A 26,318-nucleotide genomic window follows, 5' to 3' on the forward strand; every position below is an offset into this window, starting at 1 on the left:
TTATCTATTTTTCGCAACTCTTCTCTGGATAGGTGCATGCGAACTCAGAACGTGGATAGATCTCGTAAAAAACGTTGTGACCCTTAAACTATCGTGATCTTCTTTTTTTGTCCAATCTTTTTTTGTGTGGAATGAGGGGGGTGAACGGTTACGATGTTAAGGTGTTTTGGGTCGGGAATAGCTGATATCCCTTGTGAATGAATGGAATTTGACTTTTTTGCTGCCTCCCTGATTTATATTTCAAAAAATGTTGTCATCAGGCAGTGTTATTCTCATTATTTGTATTGTTTTCATCATGCTCATCATGTTCCTCTTGCTCAAGTCCAGCTAAAGGAGTGCGGGCAAAAAAACGAACTGCGATAATACTGATTTCATACAAAACAACCAGAGGGCCAGCCATGAGTAATTGATTCACCACATCCGGAGTTGGGGTCACAATAGCTGCAATGATAAAGGCAAGAAGCAAGGCGTATTTGCGATTTTTTGCCAAAAATGGCGCATCAACAATGGCAAGTTTGGCCAAAAAAACCATAAAGACCGGGAGTTCAAAAATAACACCAAAGGCAAGAAGCAGGCGCAGGGCAAGGGAAAAATATTCACTGACCGCTGGCATAGGATCCAGAAATTCACTGGAATAGCTGATCAGAAAGCGAAAGGCTGGTGGAAAAACGACAAAATAGCCAAAGGCAGCACCGCCAAGAAAGCAGCAGGTGGAAACGACAGTGAATGGCACTAACACCTTTTTTTCATGCTGATATAAGCCGGGTGCGATAAAACGCCAGATTTGGTGAAAGATAACAGGGCTGGCAAGCAGGACGCCTGCAACCAGAGCGAGCTTCAGATAAAAAAAAAACCTTCTTGATACGCGGTAAAGATAAGGCTCTTGTTGGCAGGAAGCACTTGTATAAGTGGTTGGAAAAACCAATCAGCAAGAGGTTGGATAAAAGAGTAGGCAGCAGCAAAACCAGCTGCTGTTGCTGCCAGTGAAATTATCAGGCAGGAACGCAGTTCTGCAAGATGTTCTATAAGAGTGCTTTGTGATAGTGAATCAGGATTACTCATTTTTTATTTTTTAAAAGGCTCAGGGAGATTATTGTAGACTGCAACATACCCTATTCATAAATTGATGTTAAGTTTTTTCCTGCTCTTCCCCTGTAATGTTTTACCCACACTTGTGCCTCTTGGAGGAGTGGCAGATGGATAATGATTGACGGATAGGGCAATTCATTGATAGATTATAAAAAGTATATGCGAATATATGCGAGAAAAAATATGAGGAAATGTCATGTAGTCGCAGGAGAGTGATGTTCAGGAAAGGGGAAGATTTTTAAATCCTCCTTTTTTTGGGTAAAAAGTAACGCCGTAGTGCAAAGTACATGAGAGAAACAACATACCATGCCCCGTATTCTTATTGTAGATGACGAGTTAAGTATGCGTGATTTTCTCAAGATTCTTTTTGAGAATGAGGGATACGAAGTTACTGTTGCGCCGAATGCAGCCAAGGCCTTGGACTTTGCTGTTAAAAATTCGGTTGAAAGTCCGTTTGATATTGTTATAACGGACATTCGTATGCCCGGCATGAACGGACTTGAATTACTTACAGAGCTGAAACAGTATTTTCCTGACCTGCCTGTAGTTATGATCACGGCCTATGCTTCACCTGATGATGCTGTGCAGGCAATGAAGCAGGGGGCCTTTGATTACATCACTAAGCCCTTTCATGTTGATGAAATAAAAAAGGTCATCAGTACCGCTGTTCAGCGAAAAACATCAGCAGAACGAACAGAGGAAGAGAATGATTTTTCAGGGATTATTGGTTCAAGCCCTGAGATGCTCAGGATTTATGATCTGATCAGGCGCGTTGCCCCCACCCCGGCCAGTGTCCTTATTTACGGTGAATCAGGAACCGGAAAAGAACTGGTTGCCAAGGCCATTCATGAACATTCCAATGTTGCCTCAAATCCCTTTGTCCCTATCACATGCAGTGCTATTCCTGAGAGCCTTCTTGAAAGTGAACTTTTTGGCCATGTCAAAGGCTCTTTTACAGGGGCTGTAGCCAATAAGGCAGGTCTTTTTCAGCAGGCTGATTCTGGTACAGCCTTTCTTGATGAGATTGGCGAACTCACCCCGATTATCCAAACCAAACTTTTGCGGGTATTGCAAGAGCGTGAGTTTATGCCTGTGGGCTCGACCAAGACAAAACAGGTCAATGTCCGGATTGTTTCAGCAACCAATCGCAACCTGGAAGATGAAATTATGGAAAAACGCTTTCGGGAAGATCTTTTTTACCGGCTGGCTGTTGTTCCGATCCGGGTGCCTCCGTTGAGAGAGCGCAAGGGAGATGTTCCGCTGCTGGTGGATTATTTTCTGAAAAAATATTCCAAACTCCTGGGTAAAGAGGTGCAGACGATTTCATCGTATGGCCTCGAAGTTCTGATGGAATATAATTTTCCTGGTAATGTACGGGAATTGGAGAATATTATCGAACGCGGAGTCGCTCTGGAAGCATCCAATATTATCTTGCCAGAAAGCCTTATCCTTTCCCGAAAAGAGAGGACTGGTATGCAGCAAGAACCGTTGTTTGTCGGGGCCCAGGATGAACAGGAGCTTTTTAGCCGAGGTATAGAGGATATTCTGGTTGATTTGGAAACCAGAATGATCAGACATGCCCTTGAAGCGGCTGAAGGTTCAAAAATGCGGGCTGCTGAACTGCTTAAAATCAGTTTCAGGTCCTTACGTTATAAAACGAAAAAATATGAGATTGAGTGAAAAGGGAGAGAAAGGGCTCTGCTGATTTTGTATTGACCATACTTTTTCATCAATCTTCTTCTAAATAACAAGTTTTTATCTCTTTGTTATTTTTAGGTTTGGTCTCGGCCGCAGGCCGAGGGAAACGCTTTCAAGAATATATATTATGCCTATTAATAAACTTATCAGAGAATTAACCCCTGTGCAGGATTCAAGCGAACAACTGCGTCGTCATCTGGGTTGGATGATCATGACAAGGGTCATGCTCTTTACTCTGTTGATTGCGGTGACAGTGGTATTGCAGCACCTGGGGCGTGATGTTATCTTGCCGCCCAGTTCTGTGACCATGGCCTTTCTTTCTGTGGTGTTTATCTACTCTATTGGGTCTACTGGTCTGCTGCAAACCAGAAAAAAGCATTTACCCCGGTTTGGACTTATCCAGGTCCTTTCTGATACAGTATTTTCTGCCTTATTGGTTCTGGGCACAGGTTGTAGCCAATCAATCTTTCGTCCGATTTTTATTTTCCCCGTCCTTGTAGGTGGGTTGAATCTTAATCGGATCGGCAGCCTGTTGGCTGCCACAGCCTCTTCTCTTTTGTACGGGGCAATTTTGCTGAGTGAGTATTTTGAATATATTCCTCCCTTTTACTCGCACACAAACTATATTCCACCAGATCATTTTCTTGATGTTCTGAATAAATTTGCAGTTTATGTGGTTGTTTTTTATGTTATTGGGGTATCAAGCAGCATTGTTGCTGCCAGGTTGCGTACGACTGAAGAGGCCCTGACCAGGACTTCGGTCCAGTTTGATCGGCTTAATCTTTTGTATAAGCAGATCTTTGATGATATCAATACCGGTATAATCACTGTTGATGGACGGCATTTAGTCACATCCTGCAATATTGCCTTTGAAAAAATCACAGGGTTTTCTGCTGGGAAAATTATCGGCCTGCCTTTTGATTCCTTTTTTCCTGCAGTTATTCTTGAAGAGAATGATGAGAGTAAACAGACTGTTGACTTGATCAGGCATGATGGTCGGTCAATCAGAGTACGATTCACCCTGGCCCAGCTCAACTTGCCCTCTGACCCAGAGGCCCTGTATGAGCAGGAAGATGCTCGGTGCAAGGTTATCACCATGCAGGATATCAGTTTGCTTGAAAAGATGGAACAGCAGGTTCGGGATAGTGAGAAAATGGCAACCATTGGTGAGTTAAGTGGTGCTGTTGCCCATGATTTTCGCAATCCTTTAGCAGCTATCTCAGGTTCTGCCCAGATTTTGCATGTGCATATCCTGGAAAGGCTCAAGGAATCTGATGATCCCATCATCAGTACCAACCGTCATTTAATAGATATCATCCTGCGGGAAACAGATCGTATGGAGAAGACCATTAATGATTTTCTTCAATTTTCCCATCCCAAGGAGCTGGAGCCGGAGTGGTTTAACCTGAAAAGGGTGGTTCTTGAGGCAGTCCGTCAGATACAGGGGAAAAAATCACGTTATCCTGGTTGTACTATTCAGACTGATATCCCGGAACATCTTGATTGTTGGGGGGATAGACAGCAGGTGCAGATTATGTTAGTTCATCTCCTACAAAACAGCTGTTTTGCTTCAAAGGACTGCATTGAGCCTGTTCTTGTTCAGGTTAGGGACGCCCAGGAAGATTCGTCAACTCTCTGTATTGCAGTTATTGATAAGGGCACTGGTTTTACGGATACGATACGAAAGAAGGCTTTTATCCCTTTCTTTTCAACACGGGAAGATAGTGCAGGTCTTGGACTGGCCATTGTCCAGCAATTTGTTGAGCAGCACAGTGGTGTAGTTGACTTGTTAGAGCCGGAAGAGGGCAGTATTGTTGAAATACGGTTACCTCTCCCGGCATTGCCAACAGCAGATGTTGGCGATGGAGGTAAGGAACATTAAGGGAATAAGAGGCTAGCCTGCAAACTGTTCGATTGCAGCACCAACCCGGCGGAGTTTATCTACCATATTTTCATACCCTCGTTCAAGATGATAGATTCGTGATATTTCTGTTACGCCGGAGGCTACCAGACCTGCAACCACCAGGGAGGCAGAGGCCCGCAGGTCGGTTGCCATGATAGGGGCGCCGATGAGCTTGTTACGGTCAATTCCGTTGACAATGGCTGTGGCTCCGTCAATACTGATTTTCGCCCCCAGTCGTTGTAGCTCGGCAACATGCATAAAGCGATTTTCAAAGATGGTTTCATGGATAATAGAGGTGCCCTTACATTGGACCATCAAGGCCATGAACTGGGCCTGAAGATCGGTGGGGAAACCAGGAAACGGCATGGTGGTGATATCAACGGCCTGTAAAGGACAGCTGGTTCCCTGTACATTGACTGGGCAGGAAGCAATAATGCTGCTTGCTTTTGCCTCTATACTCATACCTGTGGAACGGAGTTTCTCCATAAGAACAGGTAGGTGGGATGGATCGCAGTCCGTAATTTCAAGTTCTCCACCAGTTGCTCCCACTGCAATGGCATAGGTGCCTGCTTCAATACGGTCCGGGATGATCGTTGCCTCTGTGGCCTGTAACGAGTTGACGCCGGTGACTGTCAGGCAGTCTGTATCCTGGCCTTCAATCTTTGCTCCCATTGCAGTCAGCATATCAATAAGATTTCCCACTTCAGGTTCTTTGGCTGCATTACGGATAATTGTTATTCCTTTTGCCTTGACTGAAGCCATGAGCACGTTTTCTGTGCCTGTGACTGAAGGGATATCAAAAGAGATGCTATTCCCTGTCAGTTCTCCTTCAACCCGTGCTTCCACATAACCGCTGGCAAGATGGGTGGTTGCGCCAAGTTGCTCAAAACCGCGCAAATGAAAATTAATGGGACGGGCACCGATGGCGCAACCGCCAGGCAGGGAAACCCTGGCACAACCTGCCCGGGTGAGCAGAGGGCCGAGCACAAGGACTGAGGCTCGCATGGTTTTAACCATCTCGTAGGGAGCTTCTGCACCGGTCAGTTCGCTGGTGTTGATCCGGAGCGAACCGCCAGAGCGTTCCCAGCTTGCACCTAAGGTCTGGAGGAGCATGAGCATAGTGCGGGTATCCCGGAGGTCCGGGACATTATGCAGAGTGTATGTTCCTGGTGCCAGGATGGTGGCTGCCAGCAAGGGCAGGGCAGCGTTTTTTGCACCGCTGACTTTGACACTTCCCTGGAGCGGGCGTCCACCGTTGATTCGTATTTTGTCCATTGCGTATATTGGTGATTATTCTGTTATGGGCTGGGAGCAGCTGCTCATGATTGTTGGAAGGATACCTAGCCTGTGGCAAATTGATTTTAATTTTTCTTCGCAAGATAACCGTTGGGTTGATACGATTTCTTATCTTAAAAAGCGACGGTCCTTTTGTCAAGACAATCAGAAGACAGATTAGGCAGTTTTTAGAGACTTAGTTTTAAGTGCTTGACTCTCCCTTTGGTATGCAATTAGATAATATATCTAGTAAATATTATACGGTTCATCTTCTGTTGACAGGGGGGGTGGACCTCCTGGGAAAATGATGGAGAGGAACTAGTGAAGAGCGTTGTTGTGTTTTGTGTAATTATCTTGAGCGTGGGGAGGGCTACCGCGGCTATTAAAGACTGTGAGGAATTGAAGTCTGAGATAGCTGCAAAGCTTGTTGCCGCAGGTGTATCCTCATTTGTGCTTGAGATAGTGGATAAGGACCGGACTGGTCCTGGAAGAATAATAGGGCGCTGTCAGGGAGGAACAAAGAGGATAGTGCGCCGTATGTCGGTGCCGACTTCTGCACCTCGTCGTCCCTCCGCATCACATGCAAGCGGTAGTAAACAATGTGAAGAGCTGAGGTCTGAGATAGCGACAAAGCTGGGCACCGCAGGTATATCCCCGGCTGTTATTGCTATTGTAGATAAGGATTGGGCAGGTGCCGGAAAAATAGTAGGTAGTTGTGAGAACGGGACAAAGAGGATAGTGCGTACTCCGGCGGTTGGTCCTGTGTCTAGAGATGTGGAGGCAAATATACCGGTCCGGTCTTCTATAACACTTGCATATGGTATTAAAGACTGTGAGGAGCTGAAGTCCGAGATAGCTGCTAAGCTTGTCGCCGCAGGCGTAGCCACATTTGTTCTTGATATTGTGGATAAGGATCGACCAGGTCCTGGAAAGATAATAGGCAGGTGCGAGAATGGTACCAAGAGAATTGTCCGACGAAAAGGATTTTAGCAAAGGTTATGGCTTTTGGATAGCTCTTTAAACAAATAAGTGCCAGGATTCGACTGAAGCTGCGCTGGAGAAACGGCAGTCAAGCAACATTGACTTGTGCTTTTTTCGTGCTTGCAATACTCTTATGTAAGAATTACTATTTCTGACGCTGTTAGTTGATACAGAATGCATAGAGTGTAACGTAACCACAGGGAAGAGTTATGAGACTATTCACCATCTCTGTTTTTTGGGTTTGCTTGTTAATCTGTTTTGGTTGTAATAGCATGTCACAACAATCTCAGGAATCTGAGGAATCTGAGGAAGCTCAGGAATCACCAGACACCCCAGACACTGCGCTTATACATATATCACCGAAAATAATTAAAGGTGATACTGATAAGGATTGCAATGACCCTGAATTCTATAATCAACTTCATTATTATGAACTCTATATTGATCGTAAACTGGTGTATAGAAACCGCCTGAGAACAGTAAGTGAGGAGGACGCTTCAACCAAGTGGCAACTCACCCTTGGTGAACATCAACTCCGGGTCTCTGCTGACGGCTTTGAGCCTTATGCAAGTCCAATTGAGGTGGTTAAAAAAACTAAGGATTCAACTATCCAGCGTTTTGAAATGGTTCTTCGTCAGAATGAAGAGGCAAAAGATGAAAAGACGGCCTCTCCATAGAATCGCTTGGTTTGAGATCCTGGTTTGATGTCTGGTCTGCTGCTTTGTCTACTGTTCATGTGTGCTTGCCCAAGAAATCTGTCAGCAGTATCGCCATATGCACAACCCTAACCTGCTGCCCCTGCCGTGCTATCCCCTCCTGAAACTGCATCAAACAACCCGAACAGGTAGTCGTGATAGAGTCTGGTGAACCGGCAAGAGCCTGTTTGCTGCTTTTCTCAAATATCTCCAAAGAATGCTCTGGGCAGGCAATATGAAAAAGCCCGCCTTGTCCGCAGCAGCGTGGCCCATCCTCTGGATCAACAAGCTGCACCCCGGTTTTTTGCAAAAGCGAACGCGGTGTACTCATTCCTTTCTCTTTAAAGCGAAGATGACAGGGATCATGATAGAAAACCCGTTGTTCGGGATGCTGGGAATTCTCAACACAGCAAAGTTCAGGCAGTTTGCCATCAAAGAACGAGGTGAATTCCTGAACCCTATCAGCAAAGGCCAATGCCTTGTCATGCCAGGGATCATCCTTGGTAAACAGGGTAGGGTAAGTAAGAAGATGGGAAGAGCAGGAGGCGCAGGAGGTGATAATCGGCCCATCTGATCTGGAAAATGCCTGGATATTTTTTTGAGCCAGCTCACGAGCCTGCTTCCTTTTACCAGCACTCCAGGCGGCCAGACCGCAGCAGCATTGATCAGTCGGGGTATGAACAATTGATAGTCCGCACCAGTGTAACAAGGATTGGGTTGCTTGCGCAATAGAAGGCTGGATATGACGGGCAACGCAGCCAGTAAAATAACTGAGAGTGCCAGAGGTATTTTGCGGAGATATTGGAGATGTATCGTCGTTCTCTTTTCCTGGAGAAGGTTGAACGTAGGGAGGCTGAGAGACTGAGTGTTCATCCAGCAGACCCAGTTTCAGGCGCAGACCTGAATGAGCAGGCAGGGGAAGCAGGGCATTGAGGCGTTGGAGTCTGATGCCTGTGTTGACCAATCCTTTTAAAAGCTCCGGGCTGCTTAATGCGGTGCAGACCGCAGCTTTTTTCAAGCCATTGGGTCCGTAAAAACGGGAAAAGGTACTGCGGGCCTGAGAAATAATCTCTGTGATCGGTAACTGCCGGGGACAGGTCTGTTCGCAGGCCCCGCAGAGCAAGCAACGGGAAAAGCGGTCCTCAAAGACACCAGAGGGCTGTGCAGCTAATGTCGTGTTCAGGAGATGCATTTTGCCTCGGGCAGTCAGCATCTCCCGTCCATCCACTCGGAAAACCGGGCAAACCACAGCACATGCTCCGCACTTGGCACAGTTTATCTCGGTTGCCAAAGCAGAAAGGCCTTAATAAAGGGATCCAGCCGTCCATCCAGTACAGCATCCACATTACCTTCCTCCAGATCTGTCCGATGATCTTTGATCAAGCGGTAGGGTTGGAGCACATAGGAGCGGATCTGACTCCCCCAGGCGATCTCTTTCTTATCACCTTGCAAATTTTCCTGGGCCTTGGCCTGTTTCTCCTGCTGTTTTTCATAGAGCCGAGCCATGAGCATTTTCATGGCCATATCCTTATTGCGGTGCTGAGAACGTTCATTCTGGCACTGGACAACAATATTTGTGGGAATATGAGTGAGCCGGATAGCTGAGTCAGTTTTATTCACATGCTGCCCCCCAGCACCGCTGGCCCGGTAGGTATCTACCCGCAGGTCCTTTTCATCAATTTTTATCTCTATGGTATCATCCAGTTCCGGTAGAACCATGACTGAGGCAAAGGAGGTATGCCGCCGCCCGGAAGAATCAAAGGGTGAAATGCGCACCAAGCGATGAATACCCACTTCAGAGCGGGTATAGCCGTAAGCGTTTTTTCCTTTAATACGAATAGTGACCGATTTTGTACCAGCTTCGTCTCCAGGTAGATAATCAAGGATTTCAGTGGTAAAAACATGCGTCTCTGCCCAGCGCAGATACATGCGCATAAGGATACCCACCCAATCCTGGGCTTCAGTGCCGCCTGCGCCAGCATGAATGGTCAACAAGGCATTGCTGTCATCATGTTCACCATCAAACATGCATTCCAGCTCAACCAGGTCCACCCGTTTCCTCAACTGGCTTAAGGAGGATGTAACCTCTTTCTGAGTATCCAGGTCCTGTTCTTCAACAGCCATTTCCAGAAGCATGTCAGCTTCTTCTAAGTCATCAAAGTTTTGCTCCCAGTTCTTGACCAGATCCTGTAATTGGCCCAGTTGTTTTTGGACCTTTTTGGCATTGGTCTGGTCGTTCCAGAAATTTGGCTCCAGAGATTCAGACTCCAGGCGTTGAATGTCGAGCTTCTTGCCATCTAAGTCAAAGATGCTCCTTCAGGGTGAGCATTTTCTCTTTCAGTTCCTGGAGTTTTTGTTTTGTTTCTGCTGTTTCGTTCAGTTCAGCCATATTCGTGTTCCTTTCTATTTGTATGAAAAGTATTGATGGACTCTTTGGAGACGCCCAATCAACGTTCATTTTTTGTTGTCCCTTTCCAAGGGGGCAGATGGAAGTTATTGTATATTCGTCCTTCAGGAAAAGAGAAAAGGTACGAACATCAAGGATGTTCAGGAAAGTCTTCTTGCAAGGTCCCAAACATTTGTTCATAGGCCTCATTGCGCATTCTGGCCATGCGTTTGACAGGAAAGTTACTTTTTTCTTCCAGCCTATGTTTGAGAATATATTCATCCCGCATTAAGGCTGCAACTTTGGCAGTACTATGCCCGAGCCCGGTTTTTATTTTCCCATTGGCCTTGCGCACGGTGAATCGCCAGGTTCCGTCTCCATCCTGGCTAACGCCGATGTACATTTTTTTTCGTGTCACTTTGGTTCGCCCTCCAGAATGTCTCAACAGGTTGTTCAATGCATTTGTTGTGATAATTCTCATTAAGCTCATAGACGTTGCTAGCTTATTCTTTTCTTTTTTTACGTGCTGAAAAATACAGCAAAGTAGGGATTAGGGTCAAACAGAGGATGGCAAAACGATATCCACCACAGGTGAAAAGAGTATGGTGGCTGAGTAAAGGCATTTTTGCGTTGGTTGCCAGGGCCTTGAATAAAGCAGTTTCCTGAAGAATTTCTCCTGTGGGGCTGACAAAACCACTGATCCCGGTATTTGCGGCTCGTACCAGACCACGCCTGTTTTCTACGGCTCGAAAGACTGTCATGGCCCAGGAGTGATAGGGCGCACTAGATTCACCGTACCAGGCGTCATTGGTGAGATTGACCAGCAGGTTAGCTCCTTCTGTGGTTTCCTGGCGGGCAATATCTGGAAAGATTGATTCAAAACAGATCAGCACACCAGCTTTAATATTCTCTGCTACAAGGGGTTTAAATGAATCACCTGGTGTGAAATCTCCTACTATTTCAACCAGTGGCTTGATAAACCAGAGATAGGTGCGCAATGGAACATATTCTCCAAAGGGAACAAGATGTTGTTTGTTATAACGGGAATAAACCCGACCGGAATGGTCCAGGAGCAGGGCGCTGTTGTAATAGGAGACAGGTGTTTGTTCTTGTGGGGTTACAATGAAGTAGGGGGAGCCAGTGAGCAGGAGAACGTCATGGGCCTGAATAAAATCCCGGATTTTATCCATCAGGGGTTCGCGAGCAGGATAGAAGGGAAGCGCTGTTTCTGGCCAGACAAGCAGGGCAGGTTTATCCTCTTCCTGAAAAGCGTGGGCAGAGAGTGAAAGGTATTGGTCCACGGTTTTTTCTTTATGATGAGGCGACCATTTCAGATGTTGTTCGATATTTCCCTGTACAACACTGATAATAGCAGTATCAGTAGCAGCTGTGTCAGAAGAAATCTGCTGATATCGAACCGTTGAATAACCACCAAGGCAGACAAGCAAGAGAAAAACAATAACAGGAGGTGCAAAATGGTAGTCAGAGCCAGCTGAAGCAGAGGAAAAAAAAGCATGTATCCTGTCTGCGAGCCAAAATAATAAGGCATTGACCAGGATAACAGCAAAGCTGATGAGGTGGTGTCCGCCCAGGTCTGCGGCCTGAATTAATAATGGCTGACGGTATAAGGCATAGCCCAGATCCATCCAGGGGATGCCGGTAAAGAGTATACCGCGAAGAAAATCAAGACCAATCCAGAGTGTTGGTGCAATAAGAAGGAGAAGTGCAACGGATTTTCCTCTTGAAGCGGACTGGGCCAGCATATGATTGGCCAGTACGCAGAACAAAGAAAAATAAACTGTCATATAAAAGGCTAATGCAAAAAGGGCAGCAGCAGCAAGTGCAGGATGAAAACCACCGTAGCGTTTGAGTACGGCAATAATCCAGTAGAGCAGACTGGTGTAGTAGAGCAATCCACAGAGTAGCCCAGTGAAGAGGCTTTGTTGTATTGATAAGCGGCCAAGTGCAGAAAACAGAGGAATAAGGGCAATAAAGAGGAGAGGCCACCAGCCTGTTATTCCAGGCATAGCCAAGGTGAGCAGGACTGCTGAGAGCAGTGCCCGTATATACGGACTGTACCCATTCAATGGCTCCAAAGTGGATGCTGTAGATGTAGATGTTGTTGTCATTATATTTTACGGATTCTTACCGTACGAACCTTGCGTGGATTTGCCACAAGAACCGTGAGTGTCAGAGGAGGTGCGTTGACCGTTTCCCCGTTTTCCGGCATACGCCCCAGGCTATGCATGACAAGCCCGCCAATTGACTCATAAGGGCCATCAGGTAATTGGCATTGGAAATGATTTTCCACTTCTTCAATATCAATTTTAGCATCTACAACAACAGTGTGTTGATCAACCTGCATAAGCTCTCGTTCTTCCTGGTCATGCTCGTCATCAATATCGCCAACAATTTCTTCTATAACATCTTCCAGGGTGATCAGGCCACGAACTCCGCCAAACTCATCTGCAACCACAGCCATATGGTTTTTTTGCTCCTGAAATTCCCGCAGGAGTTCAGTGATTGGCTTGGATTCGGAAATAATCATGGGAGGATTCAAATAGTTTTTTAAATCACTCTCTGTTTCAGTGTGTTGCTCAAAGGTGCGAAGCAGGTCTTTTGCGTGGAGAATCCCAATAATATTATCCTGGTTTTTACGAAAGACCGGTATTCTGGTGTATCCCTCCTGATTAATAAGAGCCACTGCTTCCTGAACAGAACTGTGCAGGTTAATACGAACGATTTCTGCTGTTGGCGTCATGATTTCAGAGGCCACAGTGGCCCGGAAATGAAAAATAGAGTTGATCAGTTGTTCTTCATGGCAGCTGATCAAACCCTGCTCTTCGCCGTCTTCCAGTAATCCCTGGATTTCGTACTCTAATGCCTGTGTGGTATCAGGAGATCGTTTCAATTTGACCAGAGACTTCAAACGGTTCCAATATGATTTTCCACCGTTATCCTCCTCTTTTTCAGCCATATTTTTCACACGATTTTACCATAAGGAAGTTTTATTACATGGTTGTTATGTGATGGTACTGATTATATACTATTCTAACACTAGAAAATAGACAAAGAAAGTCAAGAAATTTGTCGAAAACCCGATGATTATCCTTAGTCAGAAATGGATATCTGTTCCTTTCTATTTGCGAATTTCTATTTACAACTTTTCAACTTGCCGAAGGTGGGGTAGAATGAGAAATTACCAGCAAGGTATGCTCGAATTCTGTCTTTGTTTTCTCAGCAGGAATGCAAGCACATTTTTGCGGGGATCAGGGGTTCGAATTATTCAACAATAGATAAAGCTTAAAGAGGTTGTTTGTGCAAGGCAAAGTACTGATTGCTAATCGCGGTGAGATAGCTATCCGCATTATGGAGGCCTGTCAAGATCTCGGCCTTGAATATACGATTATCTATACTGATGCTGATCGTGACTCTGAACATGTACAGCGTAATCGGCTCAATGGTAATGATCAGAATGCATGGCGTGTGGCCAGTTACACTGATCCCAATGATGTGCTGTCTGTGGCAGATCATACTGAGTGTACAGCAATTCATCCAGGGTATGGTTTTTTTTCGGAAGATTATCGTTTTGCCCGCCGCGTAACGGTTCGTGACCGACCGCTTGTGTTTATTGGTCCGAGCTGGGAGGTTATTCGGGATCTTGGTGATAAAATTAACACCAAACGGGTTGCCAATAAACTAGGAATCCCTACTATTCCAGGAACCTCTGCGCCTATTTATAATGAGATGGAGGCTGAGGAGGTTGCCCAGCATCTTTTTGATATCCAAAAGGATGAAGATGAACCCAACCCTGCTATCCTGATTAAGGCAGCCGCAGGTGGTGGGGGCATGGGGATTGAGGAAGTAAACAGGATTGAGCATTTCCGTCGTGTTTACAGGCAAGTACAAAACTATGCCAAGCGTCAGTTTGGTGATGGTGGAGTGTTGATTGAGCAACGACTTCGGGATTTTAATCATCTTGAAGTGCAGTTGGTTTGCTCACGCCATGATGAACGGATTCATTTCAGTTCCCGAAACTGTACGATTCAGTCCACTGGCCGACAAAAGCGGGTTGAAGCGGCACCTGGCTTTCATACCTCTTGCTTTGATTATGATTTTAATGCAGAGCAGGTTTTAGACAGTATTGTTAAAAACTCACTGAAGCTGGCTGATTATGTGAAATATGATAACGTCGGAACCTGGGAATGGATTGTCAGCCGGAGTGGTAAACCGTATCTGCTGGAGGTTAATACCCGTATTCAGGTGGAAAACGATGTTTCAGCCCGAATAAGTTATCTTGATAATAAACACCCAAATCTGCTTCGAGAGCAAATTCGTCTTGCCCTTGGCGAGCCTATGGGCTACCAACAGAGTGACGTGGTTTTTCGCGGGGCAAGTATTGAATTGCGGTTAGTTGCTGAAAATACCCAGCGTGATTTTGCCCCCTGGATCGGTACTATTACCCGCTTTGATCTGCCCAAGTATGAATGGTCAGCTACCTATAGCCATGTGCCCAATGACCGGGAATATCCAATTCCCAGTGAATATGATCCCAACCTGGCCCTGGCCCTGGTCTGGGGTGATACTTTAGAAGAGGCCAAAGAACGGGCTCGACAGTTTATTGATGCTTCTTGCATAGAAGGGGTTAACAGTTCAGGAGATGCTATCCTGACCAATCTTGCCTATCTTCGTAAGAATCTTGACCGGCTCCTGACGTTTTAGGGATTCATCAAGAAACTTCTTTTCTTATACCAAATGTCGTAGGGGCAAACCTGCGTGTTTTCCCTGTTGTGTTTTTATATAAATCCCCCATTCCTCTCCCAGCAGAGGAATATCAAAATAATCTATAATGAATGATCTTATAAAACAGCTCCAAAGGGTTGACCAGCGGATAGGCTATCTGATCCATATTAAAGATAGCGCTGACTGGGGCAATCTCGCTGAATTCCAAAAAAAGGCCGAGCAGCTGAAAAATACTGTTTTTGATTTGAATAAAGCAGAGTTCAGAGCGCGACTTGAAAAACTGGAAGACTCGGTTCGATTTCTTGAAGAACGCTGTGAAGAAGGTTTGACCTCTATGGAGCGGGTTCGCATTGTTCGTTCACCGTTACGATTTTCCCTCAAAGATATTCTGGAAAACGTGTATGAAGAGCATTCCGAACTTGGTGGCGAAGGGGAGGCCAATATTGATCCTGCCCTGGTGGTTGCCAAGGCCAATATTGTGCGACGGATTAAGAAAAAGCCCTACACCTCACCGGTCATGATTATCGGTCAGGAAGTAGGCCACGGCGAAGAATTTCGTAATGGTGGCTCCTGTAAGCCCTGGGGCAACGAAAAAGCCATGCGATATATGAAGGTGGCTGAGACCGAGGGAATTCCTATCCATTTTTATATTTTTACACCAGGTTCCTACCCTGTTGAGGAGTATCCTGGGGCGGCCCAGCAAATTGCCCGTAACCTCTATACCATGACCAAGTTACGCGTTCCCATGATTTCAGTGATATCAGAAGGGGGGTCAGGTGGAGCTGAGGCTGTGGGAATGAGTGATTTTCGTCTTATGTTCTCTCATGGCTACTACTCTGTTATTTCTCCTGAAGGGGCTGCTGCCATTGAGGGTCGGGTTCGGGAAGGACAGAAGGTGGCCCCGGAACTGATCGAACGCTGTGCCCGCCAGCTCAATATTACAGCGGCAGATAATCTGCGTCTTGGTACCATTGATCGCATTATTCAGGAACCGCATCTGGGAGCAAAGACGGATGATTTTGCTTTTTTTGCCCGGATTCGTTCAGAGATTATTCGCGCTACCGACGAAGTGGTTCTTAAAACCAAGAGTGTACGCGGATTTCGTTCCTATGAAGTGAAACGAAAAAAAGCAGAGAGCCCGGATGAGGCACCACAGATTGATATTCCCTGGGATCTCGGGCCCAAAGAAACAGAACGTCTGCTCAGGGAACGATCAAGAAAATATCGCAATATGAGTACGCAGAGTTTTGGGGTTATTAATATCCCTACGGAAAATATGATCAGGTCGCTGTATTCGGCTACGGAAAAACTTTGGTACACTTTTCGCTATGATGTGCTGAAAAATCAGCAGAAACAGATGCAGAAAACTCTGAAAGAGGTTTCAGGGGAGGGGACTGCTCTGGTCAACCGGGTCACAGCCCCTTTTACCACTGTTTATAATAAGCTTTTTGCCCAGAGGGAAAAGAAAAAGGCACTTGCCCTTTCGCCCTCTGTTGCGGCTCAGGCAGCGGGTAATTACTGTATTATTGCTGATCCCCTGGAACTTACAGATACCTACACCAGTCCGCTGGCCAATGAGGATCGGACAGTCACCTGCCCCAATGCTGAAAAGCATGGTTGTCAGGATCTGTGGATTCCAGATCTCTATGGTGAGTTTTGTGGTGTTTGTGAAAATTGTGGTTACCATTTTCCCTTAGAGTATCAATGGTATTTGAAAAATATCTTTGATCCTGGTTCGGTGCGGATTTTCAATAATGAGATTTTCTCCCGTAATCCTTTGAATTATGAAGGATTTGACGAGCGCCTGAAAGCTGCGCGATCCAAAACAGGTATGGGCAGTGCCAACCTGACCTTTGATGCCAGGGTCAAGGATATAAATTTGGTAGTAACCATGCTGTTTTCGGATTTCCGAAACGGAACAGTGGGTTCAGCAGAAGGGGAGAAATTTGTCCGGGCCTGTGACAGGGCGCGGCGTAAGAAGCGACCATTACTGGCCTACATCCACACCACAGGCGGTATCCGGATTCAGGAAGGCACCTTAGGGGTTGCCCAGATGCCAAAATGTACCATGGCTGTTCGGGAATACATTGATGCAGGCGGGCTTTACATTGTTGTTTACGATAATAATTCGTATGCCGGGCCAGTGGCCTCGTTCCTGGGCTGTTCTCCGTATCAGTTTGCCATTCGCTCCAGTCGGATAGGTTTTGCCGGGCCACGGGTTATCCGGGAAACCACAGGGATTGATATACCGCCGGATTATCACGATACAAGGAACGCCCTGAAGCGAGGGCATATTCAGGGAATAACTGATCGACGCGATTTCCGTCGCCATCTGTATCAGGTCATGCAGACCATGGGAAGCCCAAGTCTTTATTATAGATAATTTTTCATGAAGTAAAGATAAATCCTTGACCAACTCTTGGGTTTATGCTATATAATTTGCCTTATCAATAATAAGGGCCGTTAGCTCAGCTGGCAGAGCAGTTGACTCTTAATCAATTGGTCGAAGGTTCGAATCCTTCACGGCCCACCAATATATATAGGGACTTAGCTTGTTTTAAGCTGAGTCCCTTTTTTGCTTTTGCAACAAAGCTGTTGCGTTTCAGGCAGCCAAGAGCGCCTTGGACAGCGGCTGATATTCCTTTGAGGTGAAGAGGTACATTCCTTGCGGCAAGGTAAAGCTGGTTCGGCATAACAGGCGAAAATGAAGCGGTGCTTCAGGATTGACCTTTTTGACAATCAGACGAAGGGTTGTTACATCCTGCACCCGGCGCAATTCCTTGTTCAGATACCGGGGGCAGTATCCGACCTTGAGCTTTTCGTCTGTCTCCAGTACCAGGGCGAACCGGTCATGTTCGTTATGGTCTTCCCGTTTTAGCCTGAGAATGTTCCCTGCCTGTAATCGGGCAATTCCTTCAAGGTTGATCGGGTCAAGATAGCGCAGGCCATGACTGAAGAAGTACACCGAGTATTTCCCGTCTGCGTCTGCGTCCGGTTCCGGAAAGACGCATAATGAATCCGTGGCCCGTTTGCCACCGGATCGGCCCAGCAGCATCAGCGGATCGTTGCTTTTATTCTCCATATCAAGCCAGCGGACATAATCGGGATATTCCGGCCTGGATGTGTACAGCAGCCTGTTTCTGAAAAGAGGGAACAGGTCTTCAGAAAAGTATTCTGCGTTCAGATCGGTCATTCTGCCGAGAAAACTGAAACGGGGGGTTGCTTCAGCACCCTGTGTATAGACAAAGCGGTACACCCCATCCTTTCTGGTAAGGCGGGCTACAGTATACCAGAGCCGTGTTTCCGGGTCTTGCCATGCGATAAAAAGAGATTTCATTGTTCTGCTGATACTGAGTTAAGTAAACGTTCCCGGTTATGCCGGAGCAGGGAGAGCGCAAAGTCTTTCCCGAAAGAGCTGATATATCCATCGGGAAACGCATTAAAAATCAGGCGGCAGTCCTCTTGCTTGACAGCGCATAACCGATCAAGCCACACCTCCGCCGCACGGGGTCTCTTCTGCGCAGCCTGAATAAAGGCGTCTAAGGTGTGAAGCGGTTTTTTGTGGTTCCTGCTTTCATAGATAGCGGATCGTGCCCTTTGTGCATAATACTCCACTGTTCTTCTTTTGTCACGAGTTGTCAATCTGTCTTTACGTTCACAATCCCGTAAATTGTACCCCAATGATACGGCATGGTCAAAGGTCGGGGATAAATAGGTATATTTCTGATAGGTTATAAGGCCCCAGTTTTCATGGTGTCGGTCCTGATTGGCTATCCAGGTGTCAAGCAGGAGATAGCCGATAAATACATCAAATGCCGTTTTTATGGCCCTGTCGGGTGGTTGCCAGTCCAGAGGCGGAAGAATACTTTCCTGCAACAGCAGGGCATGAATACGGTTCAAGGTATGGTCACGATTGCCAAACTTTTTTTCAACCGGATAACCGGGGGCTATGTCGGTCAGGACTTCATTACCATGAAAGAGGTGTGCGTCTTTGGGAAAGAGTAAAGGGGTGAGTACGCCCTGATTACCCTTCCAGGTTGCCAGCTCGTATGAAGCACAGGCCAGGCCGAGCAACTTGCACAGTTCAGCCGCCGCCTTCTCTGACCAATTTTCACCGGTTCCGGGTCGCCCGATCTTGAAGAGGTACAGGGTATTATCAAGGTGGAACCAGAATTTTTTCTTGGTTCCCAGTTGCTCCGGCAGCTCCGGGATGCTGTCGGATATTTCAATGATTCGGTATGTTCCCACCCTTATCCTCTGGATTTTTTAGTTGCTGCAACGGACGGTATGTGTTGCGTTCTGAAGTGGTTTAAACACAGGTTGGTGGGATTGGCAAGGGGGAAATGAGAGAGGAATGAACGCAGCAGGGCGGACTTTAGCATATTAAATAGGGGCCATCCCTCTGTTGAACTAAAACAAGCGCAGAGATGTGAAGCTTTTTACAGGTGCCCTGCATATTGGCAAGCCAGGTTTGGGCCTCGGTGAGGACAAATCCAGTTGGCACGGAATTCCTCCCGTCTGGAGCTTATGCCGGTATTTTCATCTGATCTTTCTTGACCTGAGCAGCCAATTGCCTCACCTGATCCAGTGTTTCTTCCAGATCAAAACTGAGGACTTTCCGATCCTGCATAACCAGCTTGCCATTGATCAGCACTGTTTGCACGTCTGATCCCTGAGCAGCATAGACAGGAAGCTCCGAGGCGTGAACAGGTTGAAGGTGAGCTGTGTCCAGATTGAGCAGAATAATATCTGCCTTTTTGCCTGGAGCTAATTGGCCTGTTGTTTTTCCAAGACCAAGAACTGAGGCTCCATCCTGGGTTGCCATCTGCACAACCTTGCGTGCAGGCACAGCCACAGGATCAAGGGATTGGACTTTTTGGATTTTAGCGCAGATATCCATTTCCCGGATAAGATCCAGGCGATTATTACTTGCTGCCCCGTCTGTACCAATACCTACCCGGATATTGCGGGCAAGCAGCCCCTGAAGCGGTGCGATACCAGAGGCCAGCTTGAGATTACTCTGCGGGCAGACCACAACTCCTGCTCCTGTTTCAGCCAGGATATCCATATCCTGTTCATCCAGCCAGATTCCATGGATACATACAGTTGCAGGATCAAGAAGGCCCAGTTTATAAAGATGGCAAACAGGTGAATCTTCTTGTCTTCCCAGTATCATGTCTTTTTCCTGTTCAGTCTCGGCAACGTGGATAAAAAACAAGGTGTTTTCAGTGCGACTCAGCTCCTTTGCTGCCACTAAGGTTTCTGGAGAACAGGTATAGGGAGAGTGGGCAAAGACGGCCGGTTGAACAAGAGGATGGTTCTGCCATTTGTTGAGAAACTCAGCTGCATGGGTAATCTTTTTTTCAGGGTCTGGAACACCAGGGGCAGGAAAATCAATCACCCCTTGGGCCGCAACAGCCCGTAAGCCTGCATCAGCAAAGGCCTGGGCGGCCTGATGCTCATAAAAATAACCGTCCGCAACCGTGGTGGTGCCAGACAGGATCATCTCTGCTGCAGCCAGCTTGCTGCACCAATAGACCATATCCGGCTGCACGTATCGGGATTCAGCTGGAAAGATATGGTTATGCAGCCAATCTGTAAGGCTGAGGTCATCAGCCAGACCTCGGAACAGGGTCATGGCAGCATGACAATGACCATTAATCAAGCCAGGAAGGGCCAATTGTCCCTGACCATCAATGACAGTTTTTGCTTCAAGAGTAGTGCATTGACTTGCCGGGCCTAGCTGCTGGATAGTATCCCCTTGTATAGCAATGCAGCAGTCTTCAATAATTGGCTGCTTTCCGGTCCGGTCAGGCAGGCAGATGTTGGTCAGTAAAATATCTGGTATCATGTTGTTGGCTTGCGATACTGGCTAAAAGCCTTTGCGGATCATAATGGTTACCCGACGATTCAGCCTGCGGCCAGCTGCTGTTTTATTTGATGCCACCGGATGCGCATATCCGTACCAATAGAGGAGGATGCGTTCTTTGGTCAGAGCCGGAAAGCGGTCCAGAAGATATCTTTGCGCACTTTCAGCCCGTTGTTGAGATAAACGCATATTGTATTTTTCTGTACCGATAATATCGCAGAAGCCAGAAAGAACAGCATAATGGGTAGGATTATCTAAAAGATACTGACCCAGCCGGTCCAAAGTTTTTCGATATTTCCTGCGGATATTTGCTTTGTCAAAGGCGAACAAGACATTTTCAAAAAGTCCATCTGGTGTCATGTAAAGGCGGCCAAAGAGATATTCAGGATGGGCAGCTACTGTGTCAAAATCAACCACCTGGGAGCAATCATTGACTTGTGCGATTTTATGGAGCAATCTATCAGCCTGAGGGGTGGTAGCACTACTGATCAAAGTAAAGCAGACATCGTATTTGCGGGCCAGCATTTCGGCCTGCGTTACAGGGGCAGGCTCGTCAACGCCTTTGAAACGGGCAGATTCTCCATTGGTAAAAAGAAAAATTTCTGTGCGTCCAGGCAGCCCTAAAAGGTATTCCATCTTCATCAGGGACATCTGCAACATAGGCGGGCCAGAGCTGATTACCGGGAGTTTGGAGAGTGCAGCAGCAAATGTATCTTTATCATAATTCTGTAAGGCATAGTAAGGGTGGAAACTTCCTGGTGAGGCTGGCAGCCACATCACATTCTTCCAATGGGGATAGAGTCCGGTCTGCCAACGCAGGTCTGGCATGGCAGCATTGCTTTTTAACAGGATTTGTTTGGACATCTCAAGGCGGGTCATGCCGGTATTTTTGTACGGCACTGTCATGGCTGTGGAGGGATCGTAAAAAACAAAAAAGTTTTCAGCCATCCTGATGTATTTTGGCGGTGCATCAACCATTGCTTTTGATTGGAGCAAAGGCTTTGGCTTGGCTTGTTGCGGCTTTCGGCCCCCTGCTGTCGCTGTTGCAGAAAGTATTGAAAGGATAAGCAGGGTGAAAAGGAGGGGTAGTAATGCCTTTATGGTTCTGGATATCATAAGTCGTGTCTTCCTGTACCGGGTTTTACAGCGGAAAAAATCCTGGTAGCCAATGTATTTAAAATGTCAGGCGATCCCCAGCAACCGGCAGCAAGGTATGAGGTCTTTCCTGCACCATGCGTTGTATGGTTTGGATCTCGTTTTTTCGCAGACTATGTTGCAGATGAACCAGAGCAACCTGACCGATATCCACCTCATCAGCTAATTTTAAAGTACTGGTGATGGAACCGTGATAGGGGTAAGTATCAACCATATTAAATGATTCATGGATTGCAAAATCACATCCCTGAATAAGTCTTCGCACCCGGGTATTTGCCCGTCCATCTCCACTGTAGTAGAGCGTTTTATTCCCATCTTTAAGCAATAGTCCAAGATTATACTGGGTATGCTGTGTTAATGCTGTTGACCATTCCAGTCCAGCTATATGCGCTGTTACCCGTGGTGAAATCACATGGAATTCAAAAGGAAAGTCAATTTTTTGGCTAAAGGTTGGGTAGGCCATTTCCAGCAGATTCATCACCCATTCTTCAATCCCTTTTTGCCCAACAATGGTCAGTGGTTTGGTGCGTCCCATCTGCCAGAGTCGGAGAAAAAGCAGGGGCAGACCAAGATAATGATCTCCATGAAAATGCGAGATCCAGACATAGTCCAACCGGGTGGGGTCATCAACAATACGGAAGTATTGGTGCGGTACCGTAAAGCCGCAATCCAGCAGAATTCTGGTTCCATTACTTGTTGTTATTATAGAGGAGCTGTTCCCGTGCGCTGTGTCACAGGTTTCTCCAACACCGAGAAAAAATATTTCCACAGTTAATTACTCCGTTAAGTATCTGCTTATTATCTGGCGAGAGGGTTGCCATGATATCCTATAATATGCTGGGAATCTTCTTCTACTCTTATTAATATACGTATTTTTACCAGGTGAAGCAAGCGGGTTCAAAAGGTTTTTTCAGGTTCAGGCGATGCCTTGTCCTGCTCAGGGAAGATCAAGAGCAAGATCAGTCAGGGAACTTTGGTCTGCATGTTGTTCAACCTTTTGCCATAATTGATCAGGGGAAAAATCAAGAACCCTGAAAAGGGCTTCTTCTAATTGTCCGCACCTCCTGAAATTTTTCCGTATCCTTTGCTGAACCCGCTCGTCATCTCCTCCGTAATTTTCTAAAATATATTCTTCACGTTCTGCTAAACTGACAATGGCATCATGCCGGACCCGTTTATCAGCATAGTAGACAATGTCCTGGGCCTGAAACATGCCTTGTTTGTATCTTTCCAGAGAAAAATCCTGAAGAATAACATGACAAGCAACAACTTCAGCTATTTCAGGATATCCATGCTGTCGGCAAATATCTGCGCCGGTTGCAGCATGATCACAGTTGTCCTTGAGACAGGGTGTCTTGGCGATATCATGGAGCAAGGCCCCGTTAATGCAAAGATCCAGATCAGGGGCCTGTCCCGGCGGCAACCGTTCGCAAAGGCCGAAGGCAAGCAGTTCAGCGATTCGGGCTACAAGCAAGGAATGCCGTCGTATATTGGGCAGCATTGCATACTCATTCATCAAGGCAATGCACGTATCAATTCCAGGAATCTGCATAAATTCTCCAACACGGTACACTGGGGTTTGCCCCGCTTTCTTTATGTTTTCCCCTTTGTCTTGCCAAGAAGGAGAAGGTTACTGAGCACTCAAGCGGTGTACAGCATCCACAGCGATCCTTGCCTTTTCCGGTTCAGTTTGCGGAAGAATACCATGTCCCAGGTTAAAAATATAGCCTTTGGCGTCCCTGGCATCATCAAGGATGTTCTTGATCTGCTGTTCCAATTCCTTTTTGGGCAGAAAGAGGGCAATGGGATCAAGGTTTCCCTGTACTGCATGATCACCCACCATTTGAACAGCATCACCAATATTGAGGCGCCAATCCAGCCCAAGCACATCAGCACCAGCAGTTATGGTATGTTTAATCAGGGTGGAGCCGTTATTGGCAAAATAGATAATGGGAATGTCCGTCATCTTGCGCAAGTCAGTAATAATGGACTGGACATAGGGCAGGGCAAAGCGGGCATAATCATGGGGAGCCCAGACACCAGCCCAGGAATCAAAGATTTGCAGGGCCTGGGCACCGGCACGGGCCTGGGCCTGAAGGTACAGGCTGGTGCATTGGGTGATTTTTTGGAGCAGGTTATGATACATTACAGGTTCCTGAAAGGCCATTCGTTTGGTTTCCAGAAAAACCTTGGAGGAGCCACCTTCAATCAGATAGGTTGCCAAGGTGAAGGGAGCACCGGAAAACCCGATCAGCGGCACCTTGAGTTCTTTGCGCAAGAGCTTGATGGTCTCCATGACAAAGGGCATGGTTTCTTCCGGGTCAGGTACGATAAGGCGGTCCACCGCAGCCTGAGAACGAACCGGGTCCGGGAAAACAGGCCCTCGCCCTTCATGAAACTCCAGGGTCAGGCCCATTGCCTCCATGGCAATCAGGATGTCTGAAAAAAGAATCGCTGCATCAAAGCCGAAAATATCAATGGGCTGGAGGGTTACTTCGGTGCAGAGTTCCGGGGTCTTGCAGAGTTCCAGAAAGGTCAGTTTGCTGCGGACAGCCTGGTATTCCGGGAGGTAGCGTCCTGCCTGACGCATGAACCAGACCGGGGTGTATTCGGTTTTTTCGCCGCGACAGGCGCGTAAGAAAGTATCGTTCATATTATTTATCTATAATTCTGTAGGGGCAGACCTCTGTGACTGCCCTTGCATATCTTTACTTTATGTTTGCCAGGTGCCTGGGACACAGCACGCCGTGTCCCTAGGACACTGTTGCGTTTCGCGGCTGATAGCTGCAAAAAGGTTCCTGCGCCAGATAATCACCGCTCATGGCATAGGCCCTGGCCCGGCAGCCGCCGCAGACATTCACGTACTCGCAACGTCCGCAGTTGTCTTTATACCCTTTGAAATTGCGGAGTTCCAGAAAAAGTTTTGATTTTTCCCAAATATCCTGAAACGACTGTTCGCGAATATTGCCGCCGGACTTGGGGAAATAGCTGCATGGCAGCACATTACCGTCAACATCAATGAGACAGATCAGCTGCCCTGCCAGGCATCCTTTGGAACCGCCGGTGGAAAACTTTAAGGAACGGCGTTTGAATTTCTCGCCTTCATTTTTGGAACGTTGAAGCACAATGCGATAATACTGGGGCGCACAGGTCGGGCGTACCAGCAGCTCGTCTTCTTCTTTTTCCATATCATAATGCCAGTTCAGGATATCCTCGTACTCTGACTCTGGAATCAACTCTTCCATGATGTCTTCGCCACGACCAGTGGGTACAATCATGAAGAGATACCAGGCCGTCGCACCCAATTTCTTGACCAGCTCGTAAATTTTTGGTGCTTCTGTTTTATTTCTTTTTGTAAAGGATGAGTTGATAAGAAAGGGAATTCCGTGCTCGTTAAAGAGCTTGATTGCGTTCATGGTGCCTTCAAAGGCTCCGGGCTGGTTACGAAAATTATCATGAACCTCAGCGGATGAGCCGTCGAGACTTAACGCAACCATCTTGATGCCGGATTCCTTGATATTGCGACAGGTTTCCTCTGTTACCAAGGTGCCGTTGGTTGCCAGACACATCCGCAGGCCCAGCTCTGTTCCATAGGAGGCAATGTCAAAAACATCAGGGCGTAAGAGAGGTTCGCCGCCGGAAAGGACCATGACCGGATTGCCATAGGACTTGATATCATCCAGTACACGTTTGGCCTCATCAAAGGAACAATCAGGATGGCCTGCGATTTCGAGTTCAGAAGAAGAGCGGCAATGCACACAGTTGAGATTGCAACGACGGGTGATTTCCCAGGCAATCCATTTGGGTTCAAAATTCATTATCTGGCACTTTTATTAATAGAATTAAAGGACAAGTCTTCTCTTGCTGCTCAAGAAAGTTGAAGTATATTCTCCTTATCCGCAAGGGTCAACCGCTTTGTTTGAACACTGCCGGAAGAGGAGTTGCAGGCATGGGAAAAATACTCCTGCTTCTTGATAGGCATATTTTCCTGTGAAGGCTCTTTGATGATCCGTAACTTCCTGCGGGAATCAGCCATTAAAAACCTGATGTTACAAGAAAGATAGCGGGGCGTCATCATTAAAAAATGAGTGTTCTGTAATAAGAAATAAGAGATACGAGGAAAGAATTGTGTGGTGCGAGGAAAGAATTGGATGATGTGAGGAAAGAATTGTGTGGTGCGAGGAAAGAATTGGATGATGTGAGGAAAGAATTGTGTGGTGCGAGGAAAGAATTAAGCGATGCGAGGAAAGAATTATGTGGTGTGAGGAAAGAATTGTGTAGTGCGAGAAGAAAAACAAGTGATACTTTTTTAAACAGGGCCACTCCATTTTGAAAATGGAGCAGTCCATTCTCTCCTCGCGCTTCTCCATTTTTACATTGGACAAGTGGGTAATAAGGGCTCTTCGCAGATTAGTGGGAAACGCCATATTCTGCATAATTAGAATAGACATTCTGGGGAGATAATATTATAATTTGTGAAAAAAATCAAAGAGGTTTTTCCATGAAACTACTTTCTCTTGCTTA

21 protein-coding genes, 1 tRNA gene and 2 pseudogenes are annotated in these 26,318 nt (G+C 46.7%); 8 read left to right on the forward strand and 16 right to left on the reverse strand.

Annotated elements, in window-relative coordinates; translation table 11 throughout:
• Nucleotides 1–256: 256 nt before the first annotated feature.
• Nucleotides 257–1,062: pseudogene (gene tatC / locus L2082_RS09160) on the reverse strand (twin-arginine translocase subunit TatC).
• Between the two features lie 333 nt (nt 1,063–1,395).
• Here tatC and L2082_RS09165 point away from each other — a divergent pair.
• Nucleotides 1,396–2,769: a sigma-54-dependent transcriptional regulator gene (locus tag L2082_RS09165; protein ID WP_446008942.1), complete on the forward strand. Its 1,374-nt coding sequence runs from the start codon at nt 1,396–1,398 to the stop codon at nt 2,767–2,769.
• 145 nt (nt 2,770–2,914) lie between these two features.
• Nucleotides 2,915–4,669: a two-component system sensor histidine kinase NtrB gene (locus tag L2082_RS09170; RefSeq protein ID WP_446008943.1), complete on the forward strand. Its 1,755-nt coding sequence runs from the start codon at nt 2,915–2,917 to the stop codon at nt 4,667–4,669.
• 12 nt (nt 4,670–4,681) lie between these two features.
• Here L2082_RS09170 and murA read toward each other — a convergent pair whose 3' ends face one another.
• Nucleotides 4,682–5,965 (reverse strand): UDP-N-acetylglucosamine 1-carboxyvinyltransferase, encoded by a 1,284-nt coding sequence (murA, locus tag L2082_RS09175; protein ID WP_446008944.1) that lies wholly within the window; start codon nt 5,963–5,965, stop codon nt 4,682–4,684.
• Nucleotides 5,966–6,286: 321 nt separating this feature from the next.
• On the opposite strand from murA, the pseudogene L2082_RS09180 reads away from it, so the two are divergent.
• From L2082_RS09180 to L2082_RS09190, 3 genes and pseudogenes are all read left to right on the forward strand, one after another.
• Nucleotides 6,287–6,496: pseudogene (locus L2082_RS09180) on the forward strand (DUF1161 domain-containing protein); the annotation flags it as partial.
• Nucleotides 6,497–6,502: 6 nt separating this feature from the next.
• On the forward strand, nt 6,503–6,955 hold the full coding sequence (locus L2082_RS09185) for a DUF1161 domain-containing protein (protein ID WP_446008953.1): 453 nt from the start codon (nt 6,503–6,505) through the stop codon (nt 6,953–6,955).
• Between the two features lie 263 nt (nt 6,956–7,218).
• On the forward strand, nt 7,219–7,623 hold the full coding sequence (locus L2082_RS09190; protein ID WP_446008945.1) for a hypothetical protein: 405 nt from the start codon (nt 7,219–7,221) through the stop codon (nt 7,621–7,623).
• A 55-nt stretch (nt 7,624–7,678) separates the two neighbouring features.
• Here the strand turns inward: L2082_RS09190 and L2082_RS09195 are convergent, their stop codons facing one another.
• The 5 genes from L2082_RS09195 to L2082_RS09215 all read right to left on the reverse strand — a co-directional run bounded on the left by L2082_RS09195 (nt 7,679) and on the right by L2082_RS09215 (nt 13,004).
• Nucleotides 7,679–8,932, reverse strand: a complete 1,254-nt coding sequence (locus L2082_RS09195) for a (Fe-S)-binding protein (RefSeq protein WP_446008946.1) — start codon at nt 8,930–8,932, stop codon at nt 7,679–7,681.
• Nucleotides 8,917–10,030, reverse strand: a protein-coding gene (gene prfB / locus L2082_RS09200) for a peptide chain release factor 2 (RefSeq protein ID WP_446008947.1) whose coding sequence is annotated in 2 segments (ribosomal slippage) — nt 8,917–9,945 and nt 9,947–10,030 — 1,113 coding nt in all. Because the reading frame shifts where the segments join, the coding sequence is not laid out codon by codon here. The genes L2082_RS09195 and prfB overlap by 16 nt, the downstream gene beginning before the upstream one ends.
• 148 nt (nt 10,031–10,178) lie before the next feature.
• A complete protein-coding gene (locus L2082_RS09205; RefSeq protein ID WP_446008948.1) occupies nt 10,179–10,445 on the reverse strand; it encodes a hypothetical protein in 267 nt (88 codons plus the stop codon).
• Between the two features lie 85 nt (nt 10,446–10,530).
• A complete protein-coding gene (lnt, locus tag L2082_RS09210) occupies nt 10,531–12,156 on the reverse strand; it encodes an apolipoprotein N-acyltransferase (RefSeq protein ID WP_446008949.1) in 1,626 nt (541 codons plus the stop codon).
• The gene (locus tag L2082_RS09215; RefSeq protein ID WP_446008950.1) at nt 12,156–13,004 is read right to left on the reverse strand and encodes a hemolysin family protein; all 849 of its coding nucleotides are present in this window, start codon (nt 13,002–13,004) and stop codon (nt 12,156–12,158) included. The genes lnt and L2082_RS09215 overlap by 1 nt, the downstream gene beginning before the upstream one ends.
• A gap of 341 nt (nt 13,005–13,345) precedes the next feature.
• On the opposite strand from L2082_RS09215, the gene L2082_RS09220 reads away from it, so the two are divergent.
• From L2082_RS09220 to L2082_RS09230, 3 genes are all read left to right on the forward strand, one after another.
• Nucleotides 13,346–14,749 (forward strand): biotin carboxylase N-terminal domain-containing protein, encoded by a 1,404-nt coding sequence (locus tag L2082_RS09220; RefSeq protein WP_446008951.1) that lies wholly within the window; start codon nt 13,346–13,348, stop codon nt 14,747–14,749.
• 127 nt (nt 14,750–14,876) lie between these two features.
• Nucleotides 14,877–17,153, forward strand: a complete 2,277-nt coding sequence (locus L2082_RS09225) for a carboxyl transferase domain-containing protein (RefSeq protein ID WP_446011651.1) — start codon at nt 14,877–14,879, stop codon at nt 17,151–17,153.
• 74 nt (nt 17,154–17,227) lie between these two features.
• Nucleotides 17,228–17,303, forward strand: a tRNA-Lys gene (locus L2082_RS09230).
• A 69-nt stretch (nt 17,304–17,372) separates the two neighbouring features.
• Here L2082_RS09230 and L2082_RS09235 read toward each other — a convergent pair.
• The 9 genes from L2082_RS09235 to L2082_RS09275 form a co-directional block, all read right to left on the reverse strand.
• Nucleotides 17,373–18,107, reverse strand: coding sequence for an HIRAN domain-containing protein (locus L2082_RS09235; protein ID WP_446010514.1), 735 nt, complete (start codon nt 18,105–18,107; stop codon nt 17,373–17,375).
• The gene (locus L2082_RS09240; RefSeq protein WP_446011652.1) at nt 18,104–19,018 is read right to left on the reverse strand and encodes a phosphatidylinositol kinase; all 915 of its coding nucleotides are present in this window, start codon (nt 19,016–19,018) and stop codon (nt 18,104–18,106) included. Before L2082_RS09240 ends, L2082_RS09235 begins: the two co-directional genes overlap by 4 nt.
• Before the next feature lie 277 nt (nt 19,019–19,295).
• Nucleotides 19,296–20,621, reverse strand: coding sequence for an amidohydrolase (locus L2082_RS09245; RefSeq protein ID WP_446010512.1), 1,326 nt, complete (start codon nt 20,619–20,621; stop codon nt 19,296–19,298).
• A gap of 21 nt (nt 20,622–20,642) precedes the next feature.
• Nucleotides 20,643–21,755 (reverse strand): OmpA family protein, encoded by a 1,113-nt coding sequence (locus tag L2082_RS09250; RefSeq protein ID WP_446011653.1) that lies wholly within the window; start codon nt 21,753–21,755, stop codon nt 20,643–20,645.
• Between the two features lie 58 nt (nt 21,756–21,813).
• On the reverse strand, nt 21,814–22,563 hold the full coding sequence (locus tag L2082_RS09255; protein WP_446010755.1) for an MBL fold metallo-hydrolase: 750 nt from the start codon (nt 22,561–22,563) through the stop codon (nt 21,814–21,816).
• Between the two features lie 168 nt (nt 22,564–22,731).
• Entirely contained in the window at nt 22,732–23,346 is a 615-nt protein-coding gene (locus tag L2082_RS09260; RefSeq protein ID WP_446010754.1) for an HDIG domain-containing metalloprotein, read from the reverse strand.
• Nucleotides 23,347–23,424: 78 nt separating this feature from the next.
• Nucleotides 23,425–24,447 carry a uroporphyrinogen decarboxylase gene (hemE, locus tag L2082_RS09265; RefSeq protein ID WP_446010753.1) on the reverse strand — a complete coding sequence of 341 codons (1,023 nt, stop codon included), beginning with the start codon at nt 24,445–24,447 and terminating at the stop codon, nt 23,425–23,427.
• A 100-nt stretch (nt 24,448–24,547) separates the two neighbouring features.
• On the reverse strand, nt 24,548–25,612 hold the full coding sequence (locus tag L2082_RS09270; RefSeq protein WP_446010752.1) for a radical SAM protein: 1,065 nt from the start codon (nt 25,610–25,612) through the stop codon (nt 24,548–24,550).
• 50 nt (nt 25,613–25,662) lie between these two features.
• On the reverse strand, nt 25,663–25,830 hold the full coding sequence (locus tag L2082_RS09275) for a hypothetical protein (RefSeq protein ID WP_446010751.1): 168 nt from the start codon (nt 25,828–25,830) through the stop codon (nt 25,663–25,665).
• Between the last annotated feature and the right edge of the window lie 488 nt (nt 25,831–26,318).

This window comes from Candidatus Electrothrix sp. (assembly GCF_052785085.1).

Excerpts from the sequence above, each read along its gene's own strand:
- L2082_RS09165 (WP_446008942.1), top strand. The coding sequence starts at position 1,396 with ATGCCCCGTATTCTTATTGTAGATGACGAGTTAAGTATGCGTGATTTT.
- L2082_RS09275 (WP_446010751.1), bottom strand. The coding sequence starts at position 25,830 with ATGGCTGATTCCCGCAGGAAGTTACGGATCATCAAAGAGCCTTCACAG.
- hemE (WP_446010753.1), bottom strand. The coding sequence starts at position 24,447 with ATGAACGATACTTTCTTACGCGCCTGTCGCGGCGAAAAAACCGAATAC.
- L2082_RS09190 (WP_446008945.1), top strand. The coding sequence starts at position 7,219 with ATGTCACAACAATCTCAGGAATCTGAGGAATCTGAGGAAGCTCAGGAA.
- L2082_RS09250 (WP_446011653.1), bottom strand. The coding sequence starts at position 21,755 with ATGATATCCAGAACCATAAAGGCATTACTACCCCTCCTTTTCACCCTG.
- L2082_RS09185 (WP_446008953.1), top strand. The coding sequence starts at position 6,503 with ATGTCGGTGCCGACTTCTGCACCTCGTCGTCCCTCCGCATCACATGCA.
- lnt (WP_446008949.1), bottom strand. The coding sequence starts at position 12,156 with ATGACAACAACATCTACATCTACAGCATCCACTTTGGAGCCATTGAAT.
- L2082_RS09260 (WP_446010754.1), bottom strand. The coding sequence starts at position 23,346 with ATGCAGATTCCTGGAATTGATACGTGCATTGCCTTGATGAATGAGTAT.
- L2082_RS09245 (WP_446010512.1), bottom strand. The coding sequence starts at position 20,621 with ATGATACCAGATATTTTACTGACCAACATCTGCCTGCCTGACCGGACC.
- L2082_RS09215 (WP_446008950.1), bottom strand. The coding sequence starts at position 13,004 with ATGGCTGAAAAAGAGGAGGATAACGGTGGAAAATCATATTGGAACCGT.
- L2082_RS09235 (WP_446010514.1), bottom strand. The coding sequence starts at position 18,107 with ATGAAATCTCTTTTTATCGCATGGCAAGACCCGGAAACACGGCTCTGG.
- L2082_RS09170 (WP_446008943.1), top strand. The coding sequence starts at position 2,915 with ATGCCTATTAATAAACTTATCAGAGAATTAACCCCTGTGCAGGATTCA.
- L2082_RS09270 (WP_446010752.1), bottom strand. The coding sequence starts at position 25,612 with ATGAATTTTGAACCCAAATGGATTGCCTGGGAAATCACCCGTCGTTGC.
- murA (WP_446008944.1), bottom strand. The coding sequence starts at position 5,965 with ATGGACAAAATACGAATCAACGGTGGACGCCCGCTCCAGGGAAGTGTC.
- L2082_RS09225 (WP_446011651.1), top strand. The coding sequence starts at position 14,877 with ATGAATGATCTTATAAAACAGCTCCAAAGGGTTGACCAGCGGATAGGC.